Raw genomic sequence first — 14,799 nt, 5'->3', positions numbered from 1 at the left:
TCGACACGCCTCTCCCCGGACCTCTCACGTGAGCGCCTCAGCGCGGCAGCGCCGCACCCCGTCACACCCACTACCCGCCAACGCCCTACGCCGTCGATTCATCGTCGCGACCTTGGCCGCAGCCTTCACGATGGGCATCGCGAGCGCCTGCACTCCGGCCGGCGCGATCATCGACCTGCCCAATAGTTGCGGCCCAGCGAAGAACACCAAATCTGCAGATACCAACGCTGGAGCTGACGACAACAAGCCGGCCGATCCCGGGCTCCCGGCGCAGGCGTTGACACCATCCGGCCCGATTCAGCAACCCACCGCGCCCGGAACAACCACGTTGACATCGGGTTTCGGTCCCCGAGACGGGTCAATGCACAAGGGAACAGACTTCGCCGGACCGGTCGGAACTCCCATATACGCGGCTCTCGACGGCAACGTGGCCGCGGCCGGCGCAACCGGCGAAGGCCCCGGAGTCGGGTTCGAGAACTGGGTCGTGATCGATTCCGTTGTCGACAACCGCCCGGTGAGCACGGTGTACGGACACATGTACCCCGACGGAATCCTCGTCAAGGCTGGTCAGAGCGTCAAAGCGGGGGATCATATCGCTGGCATCGGCAACGCCGGCGGATCCACCGGGCCTCACCTGCATTTCGAGTATTACGAGGGCGGGAAAATGCAGGGCGGTACCGCTGTCGACCCGATGACCAAGCTGGGCGGAGCCTCCGCTCCCGCAGGACAGGTCGCCACCGCGCCCGGCTCGAATATCGACTTGGTGGCCGCATCGAAGCCCGTCGACTGCGGCGCAGGCTTCGGCACTGCTGGCGGCGGAGATCTCAAACCCGGCAGTGTGCCACCGGAATTCGAAGAATGGTTCCGCAAAGCCGGATCATTGTGCCCGCAGATCAGCCCAGCACTTCTCGCTGCCGACACCAAAGCAGAGAGCGGATTCCGTGCCGTCACCAGCAATAAGGGAGCCAAGGGATACACCCAGTTCATGGACGATACCTGGCGCGTCTACGGCAAGGACGACGACGGAAACGGCCAGATCTCCCAAGCTGACGTCGGCGACGCCGTGATGGCCCAGGGTCGGTACTTCTGCGTCATCGCCGGACTCGTAGACGGATGGATCGCCGATGGATCTGTCACCGGCGATCCACTCTCGCTGTACATCGCGGGCTACAACGGCGGCGAATACTCAGTCAAGAACGCCGGCGGCATGCCTTCCGGCGGTGATTACAGCGACGAGACCCAGCCCTATGTCCAGCGCGTACTCTCCTTCATTCCCGAGTTCGAACAGCCCGGTGCCCGCGGGGAATTCACTCCTTCGAATGGCGGCGGAAGTGATGTCGTAGATGCCGCTCGTGAGTACCTAGGCACCCCGTACGTCTGGGGCGGCGGCGGGGCCGGTGGCCCGACGGGGGGCGGATTCGACTGCTCGGGACTGACGCAGTACGCCTACGCCCGTGCAACCGCAGGGAAGAACATGCTGCCTCGAACGTCTGAGGAACAGTGGACTGTCGGGACCGAGATCCCGATGTCCGAGGCGAAACCGGGCGATCTCGTCTTCGGAGCTTGGCAGGCCACGGGTCCTGGCCATGTCGGGATCTACGCCGGTGACGGTCAGATGGTCCACGCGCCTACCACTGGCGACGTCGTCAAGCAGGCACCCGTTCAAGCCGACATGCGCGCACGCCGCATGTGATCCCACGAAAGCGAGAAACCGAATGAAGAAAGCCATCGCGATTTCCGTGGTCATCGCAGCCCTGGCGGCCGTACTGCTCTACTCCTGCCGCGCAGGCGGCGACGAGGGGGCTGAGTCATCCCGAAGCCAACCCACTTCCACCGAAAGCTCCGCGACCCAAGAGCAGCCCACTCCCACACCGAAACTGGACACCACTTCACCTGAATATGTTGCACGACAGGCGATGACCGTCGCGTTCACCTGGACACCGGGCTTGGACGCGCGCCCAGCGGATGGATTTCGACGAGCAGCGCAATGGTTCACCCCGGAGCTCAGTTCTCACCTGACGGCCGACGTACGCACCGACAAAGGTCCAGGACTGCAATGGGACCGGTGGAGCGAGACCGATGCCCGCATCATCGCCGAAGTGATGGTCGGGTGTTCCGGGTGCCCGCCCGATAGCGATACCAGCGTGCATCGAGTCGCGTCCATCTCGCAGACCGCGGTCACCGGTGATACATCCAGTGCCGTCGAGCCCGACACAACCGTCTGGTTGACCCTCACCAACACCAGCGGCAGATGGCTGATCGATACGCTTTCCTACTAAGACGACTATCAGGGGGAACCATGAAGCACCGCATCGCGATCGCACTCAGCGCAGCTGTCCTGTCTACAGCCGCATTGGCAGGTTGCGGAAACAATGACAACCCAGGACAACAACCACCCTCGCCGACAATCCAGACGACCACGGCCGTCGTGGAACCATTCAGCACCCTCCCTCATATTGCAGAGGCGGAACGCGAGACAGTAACGCGGATTATCGAACTCGGAAAAGCGCGCCACGCAGATGAGACCGCAATCGTCGCCGCCCTGATCGCCGCACGCGCTGAACAACTTTGGCAACTGCACCAGCCCGGTCCTGTAATGCGAAATCTCCTCGGATGGAGCGCCCAGTGGGACAAGCGGAGCATCGTAAATGATGAAGCAATCAAGGATGCAATCAACAACTTTTATGGCGGCGCAGAAATGCCTGAGAACATCGCCAAGAACGACAATCCCGTCGACTACGCCGTCGCAATTCAACTTTCCGATCACTACTCCGGACGTGAATACTTCTCCGACCGCACCGTCAAGGGCGAGAACACCGCCTCATTCAGCACGGAAGACAAGGTCCGGGCGCAGTACACCAAATCACTTCCCTACGCGCAGGCTGCCTACGACCAACTCGGCGGATAATCACACAGCCGTGGGATATGGGCATCTCTACCCGTTTCTAGTTGCAGCCCAAGAGAATATCTGTTCGCGCTAGTACTCACGGTGGACCAGCTCGATTCGATCACGAGCAGTCAAAGCACGACGCCGACCAGTGATAACTCAAACTTTCCGACATGCAAAAGTGGTCCGTATCAGCTGACTATCGAGCTGTTACGGACCACTTTGGTTGTGGGACTAGATACTAAGACGCGTGGTCAGTGGCCCATTCCGATGCCGCCGTCGACGGGGATGACGGCGCCGTTGACGTAGCCGGCACCGTCGGAGGCGAGCCAAACGACGGCTGACGCGATTTCTTCGGGCTTCGCGAAGCGCTGAAGGGGGATTAGACCCTTCATCGTTTCCAAGTGCTTCTCGTCGACCTCAGCGGCCATGTCGGTCTCGGTGAATCCTGGGGCGACTACGTTCGCCGTGATCGCACGCTTGCTGCTGCCGAGTTCGCGGGCCAGGCTGCGGCTGAAGCCGATCAGTCCTGCCTTGGATGCTGTGTAGTTGGTTTGGCCGGGGACGCCTGACATGGCGGAGGCGGAGCCGATGAAAATGAATCGGCCGTGCTTCTGCTTGATCATGTTGCGTGTTGCGCGCTTGGCGACGCGGAAGCCTCCGACGAGGTTGGCGTCGAGGACGGAGAGAAATTCATCCTCACCCATGCGTGGTACCAATGTGTCTTTGGTGATCCCGGCGTTGGAGACGACGATTTCGACGGGTCCGAAGTGTTCTTCTACGGCCGTGAACGCTTGGTCTACGGAGTCGGTGTCGGTGACATCACATTTGACGCCGAACAGTCCCTCTGGCGCTTCCGAAGACCTGTGTGTGACGGCAACCCGGTGACCTTCGGCATCGAGAGCGCGTGCAATCGCGAGGCCGATGCCTCTGTTGCCGCCGGTGACCAGAACAGTGCGCGGAGTGGTATTTGGCATAGTGCACAACCTATCGAATTGACGTGAACGAACTGACGGCGTCCTCCAAACGCGCTTAGAGAGAGGACTATTTCGTTGTGGAGTCGATGCGGCGCGGTTTGCGTGCGGCGAAAACAGCTACGGTGCCAACTACATTGACCTCCACGTCCTCGAATGCACGCTCAAGCGCTGCTGTGAGGCCGCTCACGTCATCATCCGTGTTGTGGAAGACGTGCAAGACACTGTTGTAGAGGGAGATAAGGGATTTCGCGAGGATGTTTTGTTTGACATCTTTCGCCAAGATGGTCGAGCCGAAGAACACGCCCTCATCCGAGGTCACGTCCGCGATGTACTGGAAAGCCTTCCCCTTTTCTTCCCAAGTACCGGGCACGCAGTGGAAGAGGAAATTTGCAGCGACAGAATCGAACTGGCCGAATCCCGCGTCGAAGGGAGCTAGGACACTGCCGATATGGGTCTGTACGCGAGCGCCCGTGCTGGCGAGTCGTCCTGAGGTCATTTCAAGGCTGTTGGAGTTCAGATCCATAAGAGTGACGGCAGGGTCCGCAGTCGGCCATGTCGCTTCACGGAGGTACCAGCCGGTGCCTGGTCCGATGTCCAGGTGGTTCGCACTGACGTTGTCGTTGTAGTGCGCGAGCAAACGTTGACGCGAGCATTTCCAAGCGATCGAGTTGCTGAGCGTCAGGACATAGAAGTCGTAGAGGGGAAGAAACCCCCTGGTGTAGACAGCTGCACCGGCCTTTTCTTCCTTGCCGACTCCATTGGTGCTCACGACTCGTACGCCCTTTCGATTTTTGTTGCGATAAGCGTCAGACGGTAACAGTGCTGGACGGCACTAGAGTGTCTCTGTTAGGCAAACGCGAGGCATGTCCTCAGGGAAGGGGTTCAACCGATGTTTGGTGGTCGACGTGATCGCGGACGGACGAATTCGAGCCGCGCCCGGCTTGAGGCCATGGTTGCGGAGTTGAACCTTCAGGAGGCGTGGACGGTCGATGAATTCGTCAGCGCCGTCGAGAAGCTCCGCAAAAGGGGTCTGCGAATCCTTCCCTTGCCTGACACTGCCGTGGTTGGCTTGTGCGGCGTGTGGCTTGCGACCCCGGACACCGACGTCATCTTTCACCGCCCCACCGACGACCCGACTCAACTGCACCAGATCGTCTCTCATGAGTGCGCTCATATGCTTCTCGACCATGGGAGTGACGACGAACTCACTCAAGCACGGTTGGCTGAGCTGCTGACCGGTATCAACCTCGAGGCTTACGGTTTGGACCTCTCGATGGTGAAAGCCGCACGCGGACTGACGGACTACGACGACCCTGACGAGTACGACGCTGAGCTGTTCGCGGACATCATCACTACCCAGGCGTCGGAGGCCACGGCCCGTAGACGCGGGTTCCTACGAGCTTTCTGATGTGGCATTCGGACCGCCTTCCTGTCTGGCTCACTCTGACCTTTCTGTGCGTCATCTGCTTTGTGGCAATCGTTCATGTACCCCTGGTGCGCAAGACTGCTGCCGATATGCAAATCAACCAGGTTCTGATTTGGGGAGCGATCACCGCCCTGCTGCGTGAACCCGCTGTCGCACAATGGATTGCGCCAGGCGAGACGTTGCTGTTGAACGACATTTGGCATTTCACATTGCTGATGACCACCACCTCATGCATCGGGTTGTTCATGCTCCACCATCAGCCGGTACGGGAGTACCGGCGGCGCTACCCGTACTGGGTCACCACGACCTGCATTTTGGGCGTTCTGTTCCTCTTGCTCAGCCGCTCAGCCCGCGAACGCGGGATGCTGATTCAGGATGCACTCGGGTGGCAGTACGGCACATACTTCGTGCTGTACTGCGCCATGACGATTGCCGCATGTCTGTATGCGATGTGGCTCGTGCCGCCAGCATGGCGGAAGGCGGCAGACACAACCCGTGACAAGGCAGTACTCGCCATCATCTTCTCGGTCGGTTCCATCGGCGCGATCAACATGGCGATCCTCGCTATCGGGGCGGTGATGGCTTCCGCAGGTGTAGACAACGCCTTTACCCGAGATACCGAGGTCCGCGCCAGCGGCGAGCTTCTGTTGGTGTTCATCGGCACGTCGATCCTGACGGCGGTGCCGTCCTCCGTCAGAGCCTTGATGGCACTGTTCCGAGTGGACCGCGATTCGAGAACTGTTCGCTCCCTCCAACCGATCTGGCACGACCTGGCCGAGATCGGTACGCCGGAGGTGGTTTTGCGGCTCTCTCGCGACGACCGACCTAAAACCTCCACCGAACGTTTGCGTCGTCGACGCACGGAAATTCACGATTCGATCGCAATCGTCTCTCGCTACGTCCAGCCACTCGGTGCCGAGGTCGAAGCGACGATAGAGGACACCGTTCCCGATGAACTTCAGGAAACCGTTCTCTCAGCTGTCGAGCTCATCCTGACTGCGCGATACCTGAATTCGATCGGGGGCAGAAAGAATGCGGGGGCGCAACATGCGGCGAGTTTCACTGACCAGGAATCCTTGCTGAAAGTCTGGCCGCTCGCACGAAAAATCGCCGGAACACAAGTTCCGGGCGTATTGGTTGGCTGAACTATTCAGCGGTGCGATGTGCTGGCGGTAGCGAGTTGAGCAGTTCAATCAGCTGGTCGATGACTTCATTGCTGAGTCGACCGTTGGCGTTGCGGTGGGCTCCACGCGTGCCGACTTGCGTGACACCGGTCCGTTCGAGGGCGAGGGCGAGGGCAACCGCGCGATCGACGTCCTCTTCGGTGATTGCTGGCTCATCCTCCAGCTTGGTGGGCGTTCCTCCACGGAGGGTCGTTGCCGCGCTACCTGGCTTCCATTGAAGACCTGTGTCGACCTTGGCCTGAGTAGTGATGCTCGGGGCGGGCGAAGCGCCTTTTTCTATCTGGGTCTGCCTCTTGTCCGATGGTCCGCCGGCGGCGGCAACCTGGTCCTGAGTCAAACCCAGTTCGAGACGCCGCTGACGCACGAGCGTTCCGAATCGCTCCAACTTCGCCTCATCCATGTCTGCACTCTACAACGAAGGGGGATACAACTTGTGGGAACGCCCTAGTAGGGCATATGTGAGGACTGTACATATCGCGCGAGAGACCCTAAGCGTTGCGATTCACCCGAAATTCCCCTAGCATTCGCCTCATGAGAAAAGGGGGGTCGGTTTCATGGAGTTAGCCAAAAGGATCGACCGACGACGTGGAATTCTGGCGTAACCCGGCAGGTCACAGCCGGTATCGCGTGCTAGGGCCGTTCGCCAGGTGCTCGGTTCCGAGCCTTCGCATATCCGGCCTTGATTGTCGCGACATCTACGTTCAGAGCTTGAGCGAGTGCAGCAGCCCGAGCGTCCGACAACCCCACTTCAGCGCGCTCCAGAGAGCTGATCACCGTTGTGCTGATCTTGACCAGCTTTCCGAGTTGCGGTTGCGTGAGCCCCGCCAGGATTCGGAGATCAGCAAGACTTCGGTCCCCAGGCTCCCTCATTTCGACCAACTCGCTGATCTCACATTCGAGCGCGACCGCAACCTGAGCCAGCGAATCAACTTGAGGCGTACGACGGCGACTCTCCCAATCAGCGATGGCATTCACACTGATGCCGGAAGCGCGCGCGAGGTCCCCGCGGGACATCCCCAGCTCGATCCGGCGCGCCCGGAGAGCTTCTGGCATGAAGCCATGAAGGATTCGCCTACTCACGCTTTGCCTTCGCTCACGATGGGCCATCGTCTCAAGATAGCCGGAAACAGTCACAGCGCAGAGGTAGCCCCCGGTGGAATAGTGCGGTAGGTTTCGATTCAGAAACCGCCCTAGGCAAACGAAACAACGCGAAAGTAAGAAGTCCCCCAGCCGCGCCAACGGCCAGGGGACGGGCACCGAACGGTTAGCAGACCGTCCAGCATTTCCTCTACGCAGAACCGGAGTCCCGCAATGAACACGATAGGCGTCGTCGGCGATGTTGACGAAATAAGTATCAAAATCGATGAAATGCTGGTGTGGACCAGCCAGCAGCTCCGCCGGTTCGTGCATGAGCACGACGGGTTATGCGGATGCCGCGACAGGAAATCGTGCCAGTTGCTGCACGCAGTCCAGGAAGAGCTGAGCTTTCGACTCCCTGCCAGCGATGATGCAGTCACCGTCCATACAGCAGCAGTCCCTCCGTCAGAGATTCCCTGCACGAGCGATCCAGCCGCATGGGACGTCGACGTCGCGGACGCCGGACAACTGCAGAGGGCGATCGGTAAGTGCGCCTACGAATGCCCGATTTTCGCAGCTTGCAAAGCTGCTGCGACAGATCCTCGGGCGATGGTCTGGGCGGGTATCGCCTACGACGATGAGGGGCGCCAGATCACGCTTCGGAGGATTCCGGGGACCCTCGCAATCCGCGACATCAACGAGCACCATGCTCAGCCGACTTCCACTGCGTTGGCGTCATGACTGGGACGAGTCCGGAGACTGTCATCGCTGGGGCAATTTTGGCGATGCAACTGCGTTCGGACATGCCTCGCACGTATTGCCGCACCTCAACACATGGGCCGCTCACGCAACTCGTCACACCGACATCAGGTGGTCTCGCGTTGAAATGCTCGACATGTGGGGCGTCATCCCCCGTCACCGAGGATCAGATCCGGATCGCTCTCGGTGCCGCAGCCCTACCTGCGCCCAAGGACATCGGCCTCGACTTCGGCATCGCCGTACCTGAAACATCCGTGGGATCTGCGCCGTTGGCACGCTCAGAGCATCGCTTCGAGTTTCAATCAGGCGCATCGATCCCGCTGTCGACAGTCCTCGGAATCATCGGCGCGCTCTTCACCGCAGGACTCGCACTGCAGCGGATGCCATTTTTCGCCGGCTTCCTCCTCGCGGCTGCGGTCGGTGTGACCGTCACGGCCGTTTTGCGGCGACGCCACACACGCCGCAACCGTGGCCGCGCCGCGTGGCTTCCCGGCGACCATGTTCAGGTCGCCGATCTGTTCCCCGGAACGTGGATCTCGACCCCCCTCACTATCAGCGACAACCCGATGTCTGCCGCGCCGGAAAACGCCGCCAGGGTCCGCAGCGTCAACGGAATCCCCGATTCACCCCAGACCGGTTACGTCGAACTCACACTCAGCGACGGCCGCGTTTACACCGTTTCGGGACGAGCCCCAGTTCGAACCCTTCACGTAGAAGCAGGTGCACTGTGAACCGACCAATTCCCGCCGCCCGCATCGCGTGCACCATCGACCCCCAGTCATGGGACCTGGAAGAAGGCAACTACCGCGCCGGCGTCGACGCGCAGGCCGAGTGCCTCCGCTGCCCTCGACTCAATGCGTGCCGCACCGAACTCGAAACCATGATCAACGCGAAAACCCCTCCCCTGTCAATGATTTGGGCCGGTGTCCCGTTCAATCACAGCGGCCGGCCGATCCTCTCCGGTACGCGGCTCCGGTCGTACTACAACCGCGTTGCTGCCCATCGTGAGGTTCACCAGAGCCGGGGGTCGGCGGCATGAATGTTTCGGAACGAATTTACGAGATGGCGGCGGGACATGCCGAAACCCCGGCCGCCGACGGAACCCCCGCTCGGCGCTGGAGCTGGTTCGCAGCGCTCTACGACGACCCTCGCTGGGGTCTCGGAGCGACGATTCCGGATTTCACAGCTGTGGGAGTCACCGTCGGGAAGCTCTGCCGCGCCACCGTCGCGGGCGACCCCGATTCCCTCAAAGTGCGATGGGACATCCTCGGTCGCCTCGCGGCGATCAAAGGCGCCGCATGCCCCGTCGCGGAATACCACGCATGGACGGCTGTCAAGAACTCGTGCATCGATGCCCACGACTTCCTCGATGACCTCGGATTCGGCGGTGTCGAAGCCGCTACCAGCGCTTTCACCGCGATCGTGGCCAGCCACGCAGACGCGGACGCCGAAAACTTCATCACCGCGGCCGTGGATGCATGGGCGGCGTGCCAGCTCGCCCCCGAACCCAACTTCGGAATTGAGCCCCTGCCCCACATCGACGACTTCAACAGGGATCGCTCTCCCCTTACATCCCCCGCGCAGCACGCTCACCTACCTCTAGGAGTGGCATCGTGACCAGCTCGACGAAACCCACAGCTGAAACACGGGTGAGCACGCCCGTCGACGTCGTGCGGGACACGCTGCTCCACGAAAGCGGATTACTGAACCCGACCCTGGAGGAAATGGGCGAAGCGCATCAGCTCGCTCAAACGGTTATCCGCGAGGTTCTCGCCCACCAAATCGTGCTCCCGGATCTATCTGCGGGTCTGCAAGAATCATTGCGCGATCTTGCGGATCTGGTCGCAGACGAGCCGGAGACCGCGACGGCCGAGCAGATCCACGACGTTGCAGCCGCACTTCGCAGCTTCATCGACCGCCACGCCGCAACGCAGGCACGCGCGAGATGACGCCAATGATTCTGGCCGCTGTCATGGGGCTGTGCGGGCTGGTCGGAGCGACTTTCTCCATGCGGAACGCCCAATGATCGGACATATATACACCATCGCTGGCGGGGGTCCTGAGCTGCCCCGATGGCTGAAACCGGTTCCGCGTGGCTCCCCGAAAAGGGTCCTTGCTCGTGCTGTGATGTGGGGTGGCTATACCCATCTTCAGAAAGGCCCCACACACACCGTCCAGTACGCGCAGTGAACGACCTCGATATCTAACTCAATAGCGCAGTACAACCCCTAGAAACGACGAAACCCCCTTGCGGGGGTTTGTGTAACCAAAAGTTTCGCCGTAGTCGGTAAGCCTGGCCGGGCTTCCGAACTCACTGCCTTGAAGGGCAGATCGTTTCTAGGTGAAGAAGAAGTGTCGAGCTTCAACTTCGGTACTGCATTCGCTTCATCCCCCAGAAAGGGACTACCTGTGGAAGGTACGTCTCAGGGTAACTCATACCCTGATGCAGCAAAAGCTCAAAGCGAAAGTCGCCTTTTCGGCGCGTCGCACCACGATCCTGACAACACGACTACGGCACCGACCTGCACTGATGTCGATGTCGAATGGGCCGAAACGGTCCGTAAAGCCAAAGAGCAAGTCCAACAACTCGAAGCGTTCAATGCCGAGAGCGGTCAACGAGGAACCTCGTGGGCCTTGCCCGTCGAGCCTTCCGAGCAGTCTCGCGTGCCCATCTGGTCCGGCCGCGCAGAGTGGCTGCGCCAGCTCCGGCACCAGGTCACCGAAACCGAGCAAGGACGCGCTGTACTTGCCGCGAACCGCATCGCTGTCGACACCCTCATGGCATGCGCCAACGCACACGCTCGTTTCGCCGAAACCCGCACCGGCCGCGGAGTCACCGCATCGAAGGCCCGGATCGCCGAGCATGCAGGTGCGTCCAACAGCACCATCATGCGTTCACGCCGCGTACTCAAAGCCCTCGCAATGGGCGTCGAACACGCCAGAGGACGCACGCTCTCGACGTCGGAGTACATGGCCGCTGAAGCTCATCACGGAGGCCGCCAGCACAAGGCAGCGTCGACCTGGTCGCTCTCCTCCCCCAAATCCGTCGTGATGGCCACGCCCCCACTCGAACGCGCTCGCCGCAACCGTCGCACTCGCACCGTTGCCAGCGCCGCAGTTCGCTCGAGCAACACCTCCGCTCGCGAGCACACCAAGGCCGCTGCCAGCGGAAGCTCGAAGCGGAACCACTGTGACCCCCTATCTCCAAGTGCTTTTGTTTTGTCTTTTTCTTCCGAAGGAAGTTCTCACCAACGCGCGCACGCGAGGAAAACCATCTCCCCGAAAACCCAACGACCCATCGAATTGCAGCGAGCAGCCGCATCCCTCGCTGCACATGCACCCCTCTTCAACACTTCAAGCCACATCGGAGTGATCGCAGACGGAATCCACAAGGCCGGCATCGACCCCACCCGCTGGACCGGACGAGACATCGCCCAAGCACTCTCACGCCACACCGCCGAGAACGGACAGATATGGCCCACAGCCAGCGAAATCAAGTCCCCAGCAGCGTTCCTGCGGTTCAAACTCTCGCAACTCGACTGGACCGGCCCCTCACCTAGCGAAAAGCGCGCAGAAGCAGACACGACCCGTCGGAGAGAAATCGCTGAACGCCACGCAGAAAGTGCACGTCAGGAAGCAATGACCGCCTCGGCATCAAGCCGTGCAGCAGCCCGAGCCGCCTTCGCCGAGCACCTCGCTAAGGCGCGAACAGGTCGACCGAATTGAACATCGGCGACACCAGCACAGCGAGATCCGCCGTTTGCCAGCACCAGCGCATAGTCTCGATCGCATTCCTCACGCCATCGAATCCGCCAGCCAGTCGACAACAGTGAAGGACCGAGCAATGACCACCCACGCACACGTCCGGCGGAGTCCGCGGCCGAAGACCCCATGCCGCTCAGCAGCAGACATTCGCTTCCGTCTGTCGGCCGGCGCACGCACGATCATCATCGACACAGACCGCGTCCTCGAACTCGACGACTCCCACTTCGCAGGCACGACCCAAACCTGGACGATACGCATCGCAGGTGTCTCTCAAGTACGAATCAACCTGGGCAAGAAACTTCCCCAAAGAATCACCATCGTCGCAACGGACTCATCAACAGTCCAAGCCACAGGCGTCACCGAGCTGCACGCCTACACAAACGCCACCGTGGACGCCTTCGACGACTGCAAGGTCACCGGACACAACAACGCCACAATCAACGCGTGCGATCGCGTCGTGGTCGTCGCCAGTGAAAACACCACAGTCAACGCTTACGACGCATCAACAGTTCATGCCGCCGGCCACGCGACGGTCAACGCAACAGACCACACCCGAGTCGCACTCCATGACAACGCCAGCGCCGTCGCGCAACGCGGAGTCACGGTGCACGGACCCAGCAGGCACAACCTCACCCTCCACGGTTCCGGAACCGCAGGATCCGTGAGATAGCCGTCCGCGGTATTGCACAATTACCGGATGCCTCCGCTTCCGAACAACACCGCTGCCCGTTTGGCGACAGTGCTCGAACAGATCCGCTCGACGCCCGAACGCACCGAGACAAAAGCGCTCTTGACGAGCATTTTCGGAACTGGAACAGATGCTGACTTCGCTGAGGCACTTAGCTATTTCTGTCAGATGCCGGGTGAGATCGAACGGCAAGTTCGAGCGCTCGACGAGGAAGAATTCGACGTCGAATTCTTCCTGCAATGGGTTCCCCCGGTGAATGCCGCGTTTACCCGTCTGTGGTCATTGACCTCCCCAATTAACTCGTTCCAGCAGGCATACTCGCCGACAGACATCATGAATCTCAGGGCATGTAGCCAGACTCTGCACCGCGAAAAAAGCGAACCACGCATTGCGCAATCCCAGATAGACGATCTCCGGCAGCAAGTACAAGAACTCATCGACGCTCTGCACGCCTCTACCGACCTACCTGCAGAGCTGAAGATCTGCCTCATCGAGCAACTCGACAAGGTCCTGATGGCGCTCAGGCAATACTCGATACGCGGGCCACGAGGATTGAACGCCGCCGTCGACACTGCAACCGGGGGCGCAGTCCGTGCCTGCAGCAATCACCCTCCACACACCCCCGAGGCCAAGAGATGGGTACAGAGGTTCGGCACAGTTTTGAACAATGTTGCGGCGGTGATCGTGATTGCGGGCGGGGCCCTTGCTATCCCGGTGCAGGCGGAATCGGCATTGCAACTCTTCTCGGGTGACAGCCCTGCAACAACCCAAAACGCGTCTGAAAACGGCAGTCAACCTGATCAGAATGTCCCAGAGCCCAAATAGGCGCTCCCCTCGAACAGCGTCCCGCTCAAACAAGGAGCAGCCAATGGCACCGCTACATGAAGCGTCGGCCGAGGACATCGACGAGCCGGTCTACGAAGGCGGCAGCAATGATCGACGCCGCAATTCGATGCCGTGAGATCCGTCGGACCCGAACAAGCCGTTCGGACGACCCCGAAGTATAAGAAACGATCGACGAACTGTTACCCGGCGAAGTAAGCGGAAACACTGATGTTTCTGCCTCTCAACCGGTTCAACTACCCTCAAATTTGATACATTATGGTTCAAAGGAGGTGGAGTTGATGTCAATAACCGAGCAACGCCCCACCGAACTGGCGATCATGGCCAACGCTGCGCAACGACGTCTGGACAAAACAGCGATGTACCGCTTGGTCCAAGCTGCGGCGGAGCAGCAGACACCCCAGCGAAAGATCGCAGATCTGGCTGACGTCTCCCAGACTGAGATCGGCCGGATCCTGAGTCGACTACGTGATCGTCCCTCCATGGTCGACCGCTCGCCCAGCGAGGTCATCAACGAACGCCTGGCAGGAAAGATCACCCCAGAGCAAATGATGGATGAACTCCTCAACTGGGACTACACCTACGGGAAGGTTCCTGTCGTCGACGGCTACGAACTGGATGCCTACGACCCAGGGACCTGGGATGAAGTCGAAACTGCATATCGCCGCAAGCTGATCAACAAGAGCGAGTTCCGCCAGATCTTCGAACGGCACGCAGCGAAACGCAGAGCTGCGGTCGAAGCTTGACCGAAGTCGATCCCCTGCGCGGCGAGTGCGCAGCGCAACTCAGTGAGCTCGCCGCGCACGGAGGACCATTGCACCGCGATAGTCCCCGCACCACTGAGCTGCTCTACACAGATGATCTCGATCGACGAGACTTCCAGGCTGAGGTCGTCGAGCAGTATCTCGCGCGGGCGGAACCAGCACGGGAGGCCCGGTCAGCGGTCCTTACTGCAGGTGCCCCTGGTGCCGGTAAATCCACATCCTTGAGTGAACACGTCGACGAGATCGAGGGATACCGACAGATCGATTCCGACGACATCAAGGATTACCTTCTCAAGCAGGCTCTAGGGCGTGTCTCCCAATTGGCGTAGCCAGGTGAGAATTGCGCAGAGGGTGACGGCGGCTCGGTAGGTGATTGCGAGTTTGTCGTAGCGGGTGGCCAGGGCTCGCCATTGCTTGGCCAGAGCGAAG

Annotated in this window: 19 protein-coding genes; 15 read left to right on the top strand and 4 right to left on the bottom strand. The window is 60.5% G+C overall.

Annotation, left to right across the window (positions count from 1 at the left end):
* The first annotated feature begins 130 nt into the window (after positions 1 to 130).
* Genes G8767_RS33705 through G8767_RS33695 form a run of 3 tightly spaced genes read left to right on the top strand, consistent with a single transcriptional unit; the run spans position 131 to position 2,908 of the window.
* On the top strand, positions 131 to 1,693 hold the full coding sequence (locus tag G8767_RS33705) for an NlpC/P60 family protein (protein ID WP_047269875.1): 1,563 nt from the start codon (positions 131 to 133) through the stop codon (positions 1,691 to 1,693).
* Positions 1,694 to 1,715: 22 nt separating this feature from the next.
* Positions 1,716 to 2,279, top strand: a complete 564-nt coding sequence (locus G8767_RS33700) for a hypothetical protein (protein ID WP_047269876.1) — start codon at positions 1,716 to 1,718, stop codon at positions 2,277 to 2,279.
* A gap of 20 nt (positions 2,280 to 2,299) precedes the next feature.
* On the top strand, positions 2,300 to 2,908 hold the full coding sequence (locus tag G8767_RS33695; RefSeq protein ID WP_047269877.1) for a hypothetical protein: 609 nt from the start codon (positions 2,300 to 2,302) through the stop codon (positions 2,906 to 2,908).
* A gap of 233 nt (positions 2,909 to 3,141) precedes the next feature.
* Here G8767_RS33695 and G8767_RS33690 read toward each other — a convergent pair whose 3' ends face one another.
* Both G8767_RS33690 and G8767_RS33685 read right to left on the bottom strand, forming a co-directional pair.
* Positions 3,142 to 3,864 (bottom strand): SDR family oxidoreductase, encoded by a 723-nt coding sequence (locus G8767_RS33690; protein ID WP_047269878.1) that lies wholly within the window; start codon positions 3,862 to 3,864, stop codon positions 3,142 to 3,144.
* A gap of 67 nt (positions 3,865 to 3,931) precedes the next feature.
* Positions 3,932 to 4,633, bottom strand: a complete 702-nt coding sequence (locus G8767_RS33685) for a class I SAM-dependent methyltransferase (RefSeq protein WP_047269879.1) — start codon at positions 4,631 to 4,633, stop codon at positions 3,932 to 3,934.
* Between the two features lie 192 nt (positions 4,634 to 4,825).
* Between G8767_RS33685 and G8767_RS33680 the strand changes: the two genes are divergently transcribed.
* The gene (locus tag G8767_RS33680; RefSeq protein ID WP_141695844.1) at positions 4,826 to 5,272 is read left to right on the top strand and encodes a regulator; all 447 of its coding nucleotides are present in this window, start codon (positions 4,826 to 4,828) and stop codon (positions 5,270 to 5,272) included.
* 86 nt (positions 5,273 to 5,358) lie between these two features.
* Entirely contained in the window at positions 5,359 to 6,435 is a 1,077-nt protein-coding gene (locus tag G8767_RS33675; protein ID WP_141695843.1) for a DUF6545 domain-containing protein, read from the top strand.
* 1 nt (position 6,436) lies between these two features.
* Here G8767_RS33675 and G8767_RS33670 read toward each other — a convergent pair whose 3' ends face one another.
* Positions 6,437 to 6,874: a helix-turn-helix domain-containing protein gene (locus G8767_RS33670; protein WP_052959855.1), complete on the bottom strand. Its 438-nt coding sequence runs from the start codon at positions 6,872 to 6,874 to the stop codon at positions 6,437 to 6,439.
* A gap of 230 nt (positions 6,875 to 7,104) precedes the next feature.
* Positions 7,105 to 7,527 carry a helix-turn-helix transcriptional regulator gene (locus tag G8767_RS33665; protein WP_058228346.1) on the bottom strand — a complete coding sequence of 141 codons (423 nt, stop codon included), beginning with the start codon at positions 7,525 to 7,527 and terminating at the stop codon, positions 7,105 to 7,107.
* Between the two features lie 402 nt (positions 7,528 to 7,929).
* On the opposite strand from G8767_RS33665, the gene G8767_RS33660 reads away from it, so the two are divergent.
* From G8767_RS33660 to G8767_RS33615, 10 genes are all read left to right on the top strand, one after another.
* Positions 7,930 to 8,292, top strand: coding sequence for a hypothetical protein (locus tag G8767_RS33660; RefSeq protein ID WP_080961103.1), 363 nt, complete (start codon positions 7,930 to 7,932; stop codon positions 8,290 to 8,292).
* Entirely contained in the window at positions 8,289 to 9,041 is a 753-nt protein-coding gene (locus G8767_RS33655) for a hypothetical protein (protein ID WP_047269884.1), read from the top strand. Before G8767_RS33660 ends, G8767_RS33655 begins: the two co-directional genes overlap by 4 nt.
* Positions 9,038 to 9,349, top strand: a complete 312-nt coding sequence (locus tag G8767_RS33650; protein ID WP_047269885.1) for a hypothetical protein — start codon at positions 9,038 to 9,040, stop codon at positions 9,347 to 9,349. Before G8767_RS33655 ends, G8767_RS33650 begins: the two co-directional genes overlap by 4 nt.
* Positions 9,346 to 9,927, top strand: coding sequence for a hypothetical protein (locus G8767_RS33645; RefSeq protein ID WP_052959857.1), 582 nt, complete (start codon positions 9,346 to 9,348; stop codon positions 9,925 to 9,927). The genes G8767_RS33650 and G8767_RS33645 overlap by 4 nt, the downstream gene beginning before the upstream one ends.
* Positions 9,924 to 10,259 (top strand): hypothetical protein, encoded by a 336-nt coding sequence (locus tag G8767_RS33640; protein ID WP_058228344.1) that lies wholly within the window; start codon positions 9,924 to 9,926, stop codon positions 10,257 to 10,259. The genes G8767_RS33645 and G8767_RS33640 overlap by 4 nt, the downstream gene beginning before the upstream one ends.
* Before the next feature lie 460 nt (positions 10,260 to 10,719).
* Positions 10,720 to 12,036, top strand: coding sequence for a hypothetical protein (locus tag G8767_RS33635; RefSeq protein WP_052959859.1), 1,317 nt, complete (start codon positions 10,720 to 10,722; stop codon positions 12,034 to 12,036).
* 118 nt (positions 12,037 to 12,154) lie between these two features.
* Positions 12,155 to 12,745, top strand: coding sequence for a hypothetical protein (locus tag G8767_RS33630; RefSeq protein ID WP_047269903.1), 591 nt, complete (start codon positions 12,155 to 12,157; stop codon positions 12,743 to 12,745).
* A gap of 27 nt (positions 12,746 to 12,772) precedes the next feature.
* A complete protein-coding gene (locus G8767_RS33625) occupies positions 12,773 to 13,588 on the top strand; it encodes a hypothetical protein (protein WP_166814090.1) in 816 nt (271 codons plus the stop codon).
* 299 nt (positions 13,589 to 13,887) lie between these two features.
* Complete coding sequence (locus tag G8767_RS33620; protein ID WP_047269904.1) at positions 13,888 to 14,352, top strand: hypothetical protein; 465 nt, start codon at positions 13,888 to 13,890, stop codon at positions 14,350 to 14,352.
* Positions 14,349 to 14,699, top strand: coding sequence for a zeta toxin family protein (locus G8767_RS33615; RefSeq protein ID WP_052959863.1), 351 nt, complete (start codon positions 14,349 to 14,351; stop codon positions 14,697 to 14,699). The genes G8767_RS33620 and G8767_RS33615 overlap by 4 nt, the downstream gene beginning before the upstream one ends.
* The last annotated feature ends 100 nt before the right edge of the window (positions 14,700 to 14,799 follow it).

This window comes from Rhodococcus sp. IC4_135, from assembly GCF_011602025.1.
GTDB classification, from domain to species: Bacteria; Actinomycetota; Actinomycetes; order Mycobacteriales; family Mycobacteriaceae; genus Rhodococcus_F; species Rhodococcus_F baikonurensis.
Note: the sequence above shows the minus strand (reverse complement) of the source record. Positions and strands in the feature narration are given on the sequence as shown.